This window comes from Mesorhizobium sp. dw_380, assembly GCF_018588885.1.
GTDB lineage: Bacteria > Pseudomonadota > Alphaproteobacteria > Rhizobiales > Rhizobiaceae > Mesorhizobium.
The window spans coordinates 28,605-40,283 of sequence record NZ_JAFFIW010000038.1 but is presented as its reverse complement, the minus strand read 5'-3'; the positions used below and the strand labels follow the sequence as shown (position 1 = coordinate 40,283).

Here is an 11,679-nt window from a genome sequence, read left to right as displayed (position 1 = left end):
GCTGGCGCCTATCATTGCAAGCCAATTGGCCAGGCTGCCTATACGGGTTGTTTCTGCGGCAGAATGTTGATCCCTGTCGGACGGTGCTGGACAATGTCATTCCGTATCCGTGTCGCGGGGCCGTTTTAGTGATGATAGCCGGCAGAGTGGCACAGACCCGCAAAAGCAACAACGGGCGCCACCCGTATCGGGATCATGATCCCGGTCAATTTATTGGGGCGAGGCCAACATACAAACTTGGATCAAAGGCAGCATGGATTATCTGAAGAAATTCGACCTGTCCGGCAAGCGTGCAATTGTAACCGGAGGGGGGCGCGGTATCGGGCTTGAAATCGCTCACGCTCTCGGCCAAGCGGGCGCGTCAATTGTCATCGCGGACTTGGACGCGAATAGCGCTGCTGCCGCTGCGGCCAAACTCGCATCATGCGGTATCGCGGCAAGTCATCGCGGCATCGATGTGGCAAAGCCGGATGCGGTTACGGCGCTCGCCGACGAACTGAATGCCGAACAGCCGATCGACGTCCTTATTAACAATGCCGGTATAGCCCGGATAACCGAGGCCCTCGACACTTCCGACGCGGACTGGCTGGCAACGATGCGGGTCAATTCGGATGCTGCATTTTGGTGTGCGAGGGCCTTTGGCCGGCACATGATCGCCCGTCGCTGGGGCAACATCGTGAACATCGGATCCATGTGCGGCATGATAGTGACGCAGCCACAGAACAACACCGCCTATATTACCAGTAAGGGCGCCATTCACATGATGACGAAGTCGCTGGCCTGTGCCTGGGCAAAGCATAATGTGCGAGTAAATGCGGTAGCTCCAGGATATGTTACAACAGAGATGACAATTTCCCCGAGGAATGAAAGCTCATTTCAGTATGATCGATGGTTAGAGCAGACTCCGCTGGGAAGAATGGGCGAGTCCCATGAAGTTGCATCCGCGGTGCTGTTTCTCGCCAGCCCTGCATCAAGCTATTGCACGGGAGCCATCCTGTCCGTTGATGGCGGCTATACATGTATGTGAGCGACGGATAATTCATTGGAAGTGACTAACTGCCGCGTCAGTAAGATGTCACTTCAGAATCAATATAAGCGTATCGATTTGGGGGAGTGGAATGTTGGTGCAGGTGCGTCGGGTGCGGAGCCACCTAAGAGCTTAAAATCGTGGCGTGAAGGATAACTTGGACGTTCGGGTTTTAGAGAGAGATCTCGTTGGGGAAAACGGGCCATGGCCTGCTATTTGGCGCATTAACCGCCGCTGATCCGCCTGCATCCGCCGGCCGGTCGCGGTTGCGGGAAGAACATCCGCTGGCTGGCCGGAGTCAAATAAAGTCGTATAGCCGGACGATGCGTGACGATCCTGCGCAACCGCGGAATACGGATCTCCATTGCGAGATTTGTCGGGCTATCACTAAAGGCTGAGAGGTGCCCCAGATAGGCTGATGGGAAGTTGATGGCAAACTAGGCTCGGTGAGGCGACCGGTCTCACGCCACCATGACATCCCGCCGCTCGGGTGTTGGGCCGAGCCTTGACGCGCTCCATGCGAGAGCCAAGTTGACCTAAGTCTGCGCGAAACCTGTCACTCGGGACTAAGGCTAGCGAGCGCAACGTTTGATATGAATCGGCTTTATGCCAGTCGCGAGCTTTTCAGTCTGCGACTCTTCAGCCTCGTCGTCTATTCGAGGTGAGGACGAGGACGGCGCTCGCAACTTGGTCGCCGGTCCCCCTTCGACGAACACGGGTATCCCTGCCACCGCTTTTGTTCCAGCAGGTTACCCGCCGCCTTCTTGCTGAACCTCAAGGGCAGTTCGGCAAGCGCGAACGCATATGAGGATTGGACCATGGATGACATCCGCGTTGTTACCGACTTCCCCCGCAAAGTGCGCGAGATCGAGAATGTCTGGATCCCGATGCCGGACGGGGTAAAGCTCGCTGCCCGCCTCTGGTTGCCGGAGGACGCCGAGGCGGACCCGGTCCCCGCCATCCTCGAATACCTGCCCTATCGAAAGAGGGATGGGACTGTGGAGCGCGACCAACTCACCCATCCATACTTCGCCGGGCATGGCTATGCAGGTGTGCGCGTGGACATGCGCGGTTCGGGTGATAGCGAAGGGGTCTGCAGGGGCGAATATCTCAAACAAGAGCAGGACGACTGTCTTGCCGTGATCGAATGGTTGGCGAAGCAATTATGGTGCTCAGGCAGTGTCGGTATGATTGGCATCTCCTGGGGCGGGTTCAACAGCCTTCAGGTTGCTGCCCGCCGTCCGCCAGCCCTCAAGGCGATAATCTCGCTGTGTTCGACCGACGATCGATACCGGGATGAATGTCACTATTTCGGCGGCGCGCTTATGTGCGAAAATTTGATGTGGGGGGCAGCGGCTTGGGCGATTGCCATGACCCCGCCCGATCCAGCTCTTGTGGGAGAACGCTGGCGTGAGATTTGGGAAGAGCGGCTCAACGGCAACGGGATCTGGCTGCAAGACTGGTTCGCGCACCAGCGTCGGGACGATTTCTACAAGCATGGTTCTATCTGCGAGGACTATTCCAACATCGAGATTCCTGTCTACGCGGTGGGTGGCTGGGCGGACGCCTATCCCAACGCCATCTTGCGCATGCTCGAGAACCTGCCGGGACCTCGCAAAGGCCTGATCGGCCCTTGGGCTCATAAGTATCCTCACATCGCCATGCCCGGGCCTCGCATCGGCTTTCTCCAGGAATGCTTGCGCTGGTGGGACCAGCATCTTAAAGGCATCCACACCGGCGTTGAGGACGAGCCGATGTTGCGCGCGTGGATTCAGGATCCTTTGCCCCCCGCCGCCATCTACGACGAGCGGCCAGGCCGTTGGATCGCTGAGCCTTCCTGGCCGACGGCGAGCATTGTCGAAAGACGGCTGTCGCTCTCACCGGGACTTCTTGCCGAAGGAGATGGCAGTGATGCTGTTCTTACGATCTGTTCACCGTCCACTTCGGGGCTATCATCCGGTGTTTGGTGCGCGTATGGCGCAGTGCCGGACCAGCCCATCGACCAGCGCATGGAAGCCGGAAACGCCTTGGTATTCGAAACCGAGCCTCTTCTGGAGGAGGTAGACCTTCTCGGCTTCCCCGAGCTTGAGGTAACCCTCTCTTCCGACAAAGCAGTGGCAATCCTATCGGCCACGCTTTCGCTCGTGTTTAAGGACGGCTCGGCCACCCGTGTGAGCTATGGCATTCTGAATTTGACCCATCGCCACGACGACCTCGATTTGAAGCCAATGACGCCCGGTAAGGCTGAAGCAATACGCCTGAAGCTGCGGTCTTGCGGGCAACGCTTTGAAAAAGGGCAACGCATAAGGCTCGCCATCGCCACCAGCCATTGGCCTATTGTCTTTCCTAGTCCAGAGAGGGCAAGTCTATCAATACATTGTGCGGCCAGCAGGCTTATCTTGCCGGTGCGCAAAGCGAATGCCGTAGACTCCAAACTTGTACCGTTTCTGAAGCCAGAGAGTGCTCGGCCGATGGCAACAGAGACTATTAAGCCTGGTAAACCTTTCTGTCGCGAGGTAATCACCAACCAAGCCACGGGCGAGACAACTTTCCGGATGGCGAGCGACGCGGGGACCGTGGTGCATCCGCACACCGGAATGGTCATTTCGGCTAAGCACAGTGACACACTTACCATGCATCCCGACGATCCGAGCTCGGCGCGCGGAACCTCCAACTGGGAAAAGTCGTACGCCCGCGGTAACTGGAACGTGCATATTGCGCTCTCGGCCACTGTCCGCGCGCTGCGCGACGTATGGCGCATCGAGACACATATCGTGGCGAAGGAAGGCGACAAGCTTTTACTTGAACGAGACGACGTCAAGGAGTTCGCTCGGGACTTAAACTGACCGGTACTGGTCCCGCTCGGCCGGGGTTCAAATGTCGCTTTTTACAACGAGATAGTAGGTATTGACGCGTTCCAACCAGCAGTGAGGTTCACGCCATCTCCGCAACTTCTGAAGGAAAGAGTGCTGCGTCGGCAACTAGGCCGAGAGCTCATGACATAAACAGAATTTATGCCTGACGGTATCTTTTCCGCCTGCGGCTTGGCTGCCCCATAGTATATTCCAAAGAGAAACACACCCGAGCAAGGAACGCGGGCGCCGCGGCCACGGCAAGACGCCTCGGCAAGTCGCTCGGCAAGGGGAACAGCCATGGAGGACATGATGCAAAGTGTAAGCCGCCGCACCTTTCTTAGGGCAGGAGCCGCGCTAAGCGGTGGCATAATCTCTGCTGGCATGCCCTTGTCTCAAGTCATCTGGGCGGCCGAAGGCAAGGTGCTCGAGGTGCGTTCCAGTGGAGACCTGGTCACGCTGGATCCCGCTTTCCTCGGGCAGGCGGCGGAAGTAGACCTAACAAACTGTATCTATTCAAAGCTCACGCGATATAAGCCCGGCACCGAATGGGGCTGGGAGTTAGAGGCTGCAGACAAGATCGAGCAGGTTGATCCCACGCATATCCGATTTCGCCTCAAGAAAGGCATAAAATTTAGTGGCGATTACGGCGAGCTGACGGCCAAGGATGTTAAGTTCTCTTTCGAGCGCGTCATCAAGCTCAATTCACCCATCAAGCCCCAATGGGGCTCGTTAAATCACGTCGAGGTGGAGGACGACTACAGTGGTGTTATCGTGTTCAACGCGCCATTTGCGGCTGTTTGGCTTGTTCCGCTGCCTTATGCCGTCGGCCAAATCGTTTCTGAGGCTGCGGTAAGGAAAGCCACCAAGGACGGCGGTAATTTCGGTGTGAAGCCGCCAGCATTCTCAGGTCCCTACGTGCTGGCTGACTGGAAGCCCAACCAGTACGCACTTCTCACGAGAAATCCGGACTGGTCAGGCCCCAAGCCGGGCTTCGACGAAATCCGTATCCTGCCTATTCCGGACGCTAAGGCAGCGGAACGTGCTTATCAGGCGGGCGACGTCGATTTCACCGTAGTCGGTTTGGACTCTCTCGCGGCGTTCAAGAGCAATCCGCCCGCCAACACGGAGATCGCGGAAAGGGCATCGACCCGTTATACATGGATCGGCATGAACATGGATCATCCCAAACTGAAGGACATAAATGTCCGCAGGGCGATCCAATGGGCGATCAATGTACCACAGGTTTTAGATACCGCGTATGACGGTCAGTCAATTGCGGCCACGGGTATTATTCCTCCAGGTATCGTTGGGCATCGCGCAAAGACTCTGGTTCCGCCGGAAGGTGATCTCTCAAAAGCCAAAGAGCTTCTCGAGAAGGCTGGGGTAAATGGTTTGACATTGAGCCTCGACTGTACAAACGACAGCCAGACTTCAGCCATAGCTCAGACGGTGCAGGCACAATTGTCCCAAGTCGGAATTTCTCTGGTGGTTAATGCCCGAGATCCCGGGACATTCTGGTCACTCGGCGTGGAGTCTGAGGGAGACAGCTGGAAGGACGTGCAGCTCTTTATTATGACCTTCTCCGGACTGCCGGATCCGTACGACTACGTGACTTGGTTCGTGCAAGATCAAGTGGGTATATGGAACTGGCAACGCTTCCGCAGCCAACGCTTTGACGAGCTAAACGCTAAGGGACTGTCCATTAACGATCCCAACGAGCGGGCAAAGGTTTACGAGGACATGCAGGACTTGATGGAAGATTCTGGCGCATTTCGGTTCCTGACCAATGAGACCAATCCAATCCTATATCGGAAGACGCGAATGAAAGCGGCGATGCGCCCAGATGGAACCCCATTATATATCGATTTCCAGCCGGCTTAAGCTTGAGCGTGAACTGTGTGGATCTATCTACTGAAACGCGTTTTCCTCGCGGTCGCCATTACGGTGATCGCGGTGACCCTTGTGTTCATGATGATCCATGCGGTGCCTGGCGACCCAGCCGTTGCTCTGCTAGGTCCCCGCGCCACGCCTGAAATGATAGCGCACCTTCATCGGGAGATGGGGCTGGATAAGCCGCTTGCCGTGCAGATCGTCATTTTCTTCGAAGGGCTGCTGCAAGGCAATCTTGGTTTTGATGTGTTGAGCCAACGTCCGGTTGCGGACATAATATTCGAGCAACTTCCTTATACTATCGAACTAATCTTCGTCTCGATTTTGTGGGCGGTGGCGATTGCGGTGCCGCTCGGTTGTTATTCGGCCATGAGGCGTAATTCTGTCATCGACCAGATCGTCGCGATCATGGCAGTCGCCACGATCGCGATTCCTTCGTTCGTCATGGCTGTCTACGCACTCCTGATCTTCGCTGTCACGCTCCATTGGTTACCAGCAGTCGGAGCCGGACAGGGTTTTTTGGACGGCCTTGTTCATCTCATTCTGCCAGCCTTCGCCGTCGGGATCGGCTGGGTTGGATACATCTCCCGGCTGGTACGGGCATCCATGATGGAGATCCTGGGTGAAAACCATGTGCGAATGGCCCGTTCCTTCGGCATTTCCGAATGGCGCATTGTTTTGCATTACGCGCTGCCGCTTGCGATCCTGCCGACAGTGACGATCCTCGGCGTGGGCATAGCGTGGTTGCTTTCGTCAGCTGTCTTTATCGAGGTCGTTTTCGCAAGACCAGGTATCGGTGCCTTGATTGTACAGGCGGTCAACACGCGCAACTATGCAGTCGTAATAGGGGCCGTGCTAGTCACCACTGTTGTTACTGTCTTGGCGACGACGGCGTCCGATCTGATCGCTGCCTCTCTTGATCCTCGAACCCGCGAGAAACTTTAGCATGGCGAGCCTTGAAGCGCTCCGCGGCGAAACTGGCCCAGAGCTAGCACCCGGCAGCTTCCGTAAGACGGTGCGGCAACTGCGCAAGAACCGTCTTGGCGTCCTTGGAGCCGCGCTGGTCGCGATCGTTTTCGCAAGCGCGATCTTCGCCCCGATCATCATTACACATGATCCGACCCGCATCATGGTGGGGCCGCGCTTGGCGGACCCGTCACTACTTTTTCTTCTGGGCACCGATCAACTGGGCCGCGACACATTCTCGCGCGTCATGATGGGCGGCCGCGTCCCGCTGCTTGTCGCCTTCGCCTCGCTAGGCAGTTCGCTGGCAGCCGGCCTCGTGCTTGGTCTGATCGCAGGCTTCGGACCGAGGTGGCTGGACAATTTGCTCCTTCTTTTATTCGATACGATCCGCTCCTTTCCGGGCATCATCTTCGCGTTGGCGATTATCGGCTTACTTGGACCCAGCCTGGCCAGCATGATTTTTGTTATCGCAATCACCTCTATGCCCATTTATGCACGGGTCGTGAGGACCCAGACAGAGGCGCTACGCAACAGTGAATACATCGCCGCAGAACGCACTCTGGGCGCTGGCACGATGCGCATCCTGGCAGTGCACGTACTGCCTAATGTTATCGGCCCGCTTCTCATCCTCGTGAGCATGGACGTGCCCGCGGTAATCGCGGTGGAGGCCGGTCTCAGCTTCCTTGGTTTGGGCGTACGTCCACCCACGCCCGATTGGGGAGCAATCCTCAACGACGGCTATAATTACATCCAGCAGACGCCGTGGCTTGTGGTTGGCGGTGGTATTCCAATCGTCCTCGCAACGCTGGGCTTCACATTCCTGGGTGAGGCGCTACGCGACATGTTCGATCCAAAGCTGCGGAAAGATCTATGATACCACACGATCGGTCATCGCAATCGACCACACCCCTCCTGGAGATACGTCACCTCCATCTTGATTTCGGGACACCAGAGGGGCGCATTCATGCACTGCGAAACGTGTCGCTTAATGTCGCAGCCGCAGAGGTGGTCGGCGTTGTCGGCGAAAGCGGATCTGGAAAGTCGACGCTTGCGTATACGGTGATGGGTCTGCTTTCGGAAAATGCCGATGTCACAGGTGGCGAGATCCTGTTTGAAGGGCGAGACCTGCTGAAGATGCCGGCTCAGTCGCAGCGTAGCCTGCTTGGCGATCGACTTTCCATGGTTTTTCAAGATCCAATGACTGCGCTTAATCCTGTGCGCACCGTTGAGAACCAGATGATCGACATCCAGCACCACCAGCAAAAAAGCCGGAGTGAAAAGCGTGCTCGTGCCATCGACATGCTACACCGGGTCGGAATTCCGGATCCGCAAAACCGGATCGGGGCCTATCCGCACCACTTTTCCGGCGGCATGCGTCAGCGGATATGTATAGCCATGGCGCTGCTTGTAAAACCCGTGCTCCTCATCGCCGACGAGCCGACGACTGCGCTCGATGCGACACTTGAAGTCCAGATCATCCATCTGCTCAAAAATCTCCAAAGGGAGATCGGTTGCTCCGTCCTCTTCGTATCCCATCATCTTGGAGCTGTGGCTGAGTTGTGCGACCGGGTCGTCGTCATGTATGCCGGCGAAGTGGTCGAACAAGGCGATGTGCGCAGCATATTCCGCAATCCCGCTCATCCCTACACCCGCGCCCTGCTTGAGTGCGACCCGGGGCGGCTTAAACGAACCACACGCACATTGCCGACCATTTCCGGCGAGGTGCCCAGCCTCCTGGGCTTGAAGAAGGGGTGCATCTTCAGCGCGCGATGCCCGCAGGCATATGATCGCTGTCTCGAGGAACAGCCAGTCGATCGCCCGATCAGCCCAGGGCAGACGGCACGATGCCATCTGCTCGAAGAAAATCGACTAGTTTCGGCATGAGTGCCCTTGTCAGTGTTCGGGACCTCTGCGTCCGCTTCCGCACGATGGGGCCGCTTAAAGCGCTCGCGACCGGGACAAATGCGCCTTTCATCGACGCGGTATGCAGTGTTTCTTTTGAAATTCACAAGGGTGAGACGCTGGCCCTTGTCGGCGAGAGCGGCTCCGGAAAATCCACCGTCGCTCGCACGATGATTGGCCTGCAGCGGGCGGTGAGCGGCAGCATCAGCTTCGATGGGCAGGAACTCACGGACCTCAGTGCGGTAGAACGCAAGCCCTACTTGCGACGCATGGCGATGACGTTTCAGGATCCGATCGGTTCACTTTCGCCCAGGCTGACGGTGCGATCGATCTTGACCGAGCCTTTCCGCATCCATGGGCTGAAGGATCGCGATTTAGGAGCTGAAGCGACGCGCCTCCTGCGGATGGTGGGCTTGCCGGCCGATTTTGTTGGCCGCTATCCTCATCAACTCTCCGGTGGTCAAGCCAGGCGCGTCAGCGTGGCGCGCGCCCTAGCGCTCAATCCGGACTTGATCATCGCCGATGAGCCGACCGCGGGCTTGGATGTCTCGGTGCAAGGCGAGGTGCTAAATCTTCTCACTCGCCTGCAGGACGAACTAGGCATCGCGATCCTGATAATCACGCACAACCTCAATGTAGTGCGCCACATAACTGACCGCATGGCAATCATGTATCTCGGCCGCTTCATTGAAGTCGGCACGACGCAGAGTATTTTCCATCAGCCAAGCCATCCCTATACCGAAGCGCTGCTTGCGGCCAATCCCGAACCGGACCCAGACGCAGTGCTCAACAGGATTGAGCTCAAGGGCGAAGTGCCAAGCGTGATGTACCGGCCATCCGGCTGCGAGTTCCACACCCGGTGTCGTTACGCTCAAGATCGCATCTGTGGCCGCGTCGCTCCCCCATCCTCAGTGAGCCTGCAGGACCCGGAGCACAGCTTTAGATGCCATTTCCCGTTAAGCTCCAAATCGTTGACCTGCTGAACGTTCATCCCTCGCGGAAACTGGGGGCCGATTTGTTTAAAATCTTGGCTGGGCTTAGGCAATTTGTCAGGCGCGAAGCCTTTCATCAGCGCAACAGACCGCGGGTCTGGCGTAATGCATTGGCATTCCATGGCGAGCAATTGGGGTGTTCCGGCCGAACAGCCGAACCCGGCGATTGCGACGGCGTAACATAAAAACGGGGTGGCCTCGAGGGCTTCGCAACTGGGGAACTGCGGTTGGTGGGCACCCTCGGCAGGCGTCCATGGTTCAGCTGTGCCGCACAAGCAGTGCCCGGTTCGCGCGCCCTATGAGGGTACGGCTTATGGGGGTAAGGCGGAGGCGCCCACTGTTCCCGCCGGCGCGCTAATAACGAATGGGGCATCAACATCATGCTGCGCATCAAATTCAATGATTGAATCTGGCATCCAGGGACCGATAACCTCGGGCAACCGGTGTCCGTGTCCGCTATGTAGTAAGCGCCTATGAAGTGGCGGCGCTCCTCTACACGTATTTCGCGAGCGCCGAATCGTTCTGGCTTAGAATAGCGGTCCTGGAACGCTTCTTGTTGGGACGAAAGCCACAGATGTCGCTCAGCCCGAAACTGGCTTGCAATCGAGATATAGTGGGGTTCCATCTGGGCGCATTGCCGCCTGCACCTTCGTTGTGCGATACACGACGGGAGTGGCCCCGTGGGTCAGGAATCGGAAATTCCCCGGATTCTTCCATGAGGTCCAGCATCTCCTCGTAGAGCTTTCCACGCTCATTAGGTCAGCGATGGAGAGTCCCTTGACGTTCAGTTCGTCATAACGTTTCGCTCCGGAAGCGTTGCCAATTCCAAACGCCAACTTGAGCCTGCGTGGTACGCATCCGGTGAAGACCGCAGACGTGCGTATCTGGTGGCCAGAGAACCTGAGCACCGGAGTGCTGGGGTCAAGCTTTCGATGGGGAGACGCGATGATGTTCTTCGAGGAGGAGTTTGACCTCCTCGAAGCCTTCATCGGTGAAGATCCCGTCGTCATCATTGGCGCCGTAGACCCAGATGACGCCGTCCTAATCCGGGACACAAAGGGGGTGAACTCCCGTCTCGACGGCGCGGGCGTCGCCGCCGTTGCAAAGGCGGTCGTCGCCATCCGCTCGTACCATGCCGCAGCGAGTCAAAGCGGCCCGCATCTGACCCTGCCTCTGTCAACCAAGGACAGCCGTGCGGTGCTCGTGACGCTTAAGGTGGAAGCGGAAGGTGAGGCGCTGATGGCGGCCGAGCAGGCACGCGCCTTGGGGTGCTTGTGAGCGGCGTAGTTGTCAAGAACGACGTGGATGGCCCTGCTGGCCGCCACCTCGGCATCGACAGCGTTGAGTGAGGCGGATGAATTCCTGGTGACGATGGCGCTGCATGTTCCTGCCGATAACGGTGCCATCGAGCACGGTAAGGGCGGCAAACAGGGTGGTCGTGCCGTTGCACTTGTAGTCGTGGTCGTGGTGCCGAGCCTACCCTTCATGGGCAGGCCGGGCTGGGTGCGGTCGAGCGCCTGGATCTGGGCTCTTCTCGTCGACCGACAACAGGATAGCGTGAGCCGGTGGATCAACTAGTGGCATGGCCGACGACGTTGCGCAGTTTGTCGACGAACTGCGGATCGTTGCAGAGCTTGCACTGGCGCGCCACACGCAAGTCTTGAACTTACCAGATTGCCGCATGATCTCGAGGGTGCCCACGCCGTCGCTGCTCAACAGAATGATCTCTGCGCGCCAAACGTGCTTCTGCAGCGCACTGCGATGGGCGCGCTGATCAGAGAGAGGCTGACGATCAATCGAAGAAACGGTGAGGTATATTCCTGTGCGCATGTACCAGACTCGCATGCGCACTCACAAAAGGGAATCCTCAGCCGAACTCTTATGTCAGGCGTAAACCACTAGCACGACAGGGCTCCCGGCAAAGCTCTGGGATCGACAGATTGCCCATTGCGGCGCGCTGGAAGGCTACCTGGTTCCAGTTGTGGTCGCAGGCACCCCAGAGCACGAATGCAGATGAATTGACTTTATATCGAGCAATATTTTTTCC

At 57.5% G+C, this 11,679-nt stretch carries 7 protein-coding genes and 1 pseudogene; 7 read left to right on the top strand and 1 reads right to left on the bottom strand.

The genetic code is table 11. The features are described 5' to 3' along the window. Positions 1-253: 253 nt before the first annotated feature. From JT360_RS26600 to JT360_RS26570, 7 genes are all read left to right on the top strand, one after another. Positions 254-1,027: an SDR family NAD(P)-dependent oxidoreductase gene (locus JT360_RS26600; RefSeq protein ID WP_126080631.1), complete on the top strand. Its 774-nt coding sequence runs from the start codon at positions 254-256 to the stop codon at positions 1,025-1,027. Between the two features lie 818 nt (positions 1,028-1,845). Beyond that, positions 1,846-3,873, top strand: a complete 2,028-nt coding sequence (locus JT360_RS26595; RefSeq protein ID WP_127330952.1) for a CocE/NonD family hydrolase — start codon at positions 1,846-1,848, stop codon at positions 3,871-3,873. Positions 3,874-4,179: 306 nt separating this feature from the next. Then, a complete protein-coding gene (locus JT360_RS26590) occupies positions 4,180-5,763 on the top strand; it encodes an ABC transporter substrate-binding protein (RefSeq protein ID WP_126080633.1) in 1,584 nt (527 codons plus the stop codon). Between the two features lie 15 nt (positions 5,764-5,778). Next, a complete protein-coding gene (locus JT360_RS26585) occupies positions 5,779-6,717 on the top strand; it encodes an ABC transporter permease (RefSeq protein ID WP_126080634.1) in 939 nt (312 codons plus the stop codon). A 1-nt stretch (position 6,718) separates the two neighbouring features. Next, a complete protein-coding gene (locus JT360_RS26580) occupies positions 6,719-7,612 on the top strand; it encodes an ABC transporter permease (protein ID WP_126080635.1) in 894 nt (297 codons plus the stop codon). After that, entirely contained in the window at positions 7,609-8,622 is a 1,014-nt protein-coding gene (locus JT360_RS26575; RefSeq protein ID WP_126080636.1) for an ABC transporter ATP-binding protein, read from the top strand. Before JT360_RS26580 ends, JT360_RS26575 begins: the two co-directional genes overlap by 4 nt. Further along, entirely contained in the window at positions 8,619-9,623 is a 1,005-nt protein-coding gene (locus tag JT360_RS26570) for an ABC transporter ATP-binding protein (protein ID WP_126080637.1), read from the top strand. The genes JT360_RS26575 and JT360_RS26570 overlap by 4 nt, the downstream gene beginning before the upstream one ends. Before the next feature lie 1,227 nt (positions 9,624-10,850). On the opposite strand, the pseudogene JT360_RS26565 reads toward JT360_RS26570, so the two are convergent. Next, positions 10,851-11,462, bottom strand: a pseudogene (locus JT360_RS26565) (transposase); the annotation flags it as partial. Between the last annotated feature and the right edge of the window lie 217 nt (positions 11,463-11,679).

Bases quoted from the DNA above. Each gene is read 5' to 3' on its own strand.
- JT360_RS26590 (WP_126080633.1), top strand. From the start codon at position 4,180: ATGGAGGACATGATGCAAAGTGTAAGCCGCCGCACCTTTCTTAGGGCA.
- JT360_RS26600 (WP_126080631.1), top strand. From the start codon at position 254: ATGGATTATCTGAAGAAATTCGACCTGTCCGGCAAGCGTGCAATTGTA.
- JT360_RS26595 (WP_127330952.1), top strand. From the start codon at position 1,846: ATGGATGACATCCGCGTTGTTACCGACTTCCCCCGCAAAGTGCGCGAG.
- JT360_RS26575 (WP_126080636.1), top strand. From the start codon at position 7,609: ATGATACCACACGATCGGTCATCGCAATCGACCACACCCCTCCTGGAG.
- JT360_RS26570 (WP_126080637.1), top strand. From the start codon at position 8,619: ATGAGTGCCCTTGTCAGTGTTCGGGACCTCTGCGTCCGCTTCCGCACG.
- JT360_RS26580 (WP_126080635.1), top strand. From the start codon at position 6,719: ATGGCGAGCCTTGAAGCGCTCCGCGGCGAAACTGGCCCAGAGCTAGCA.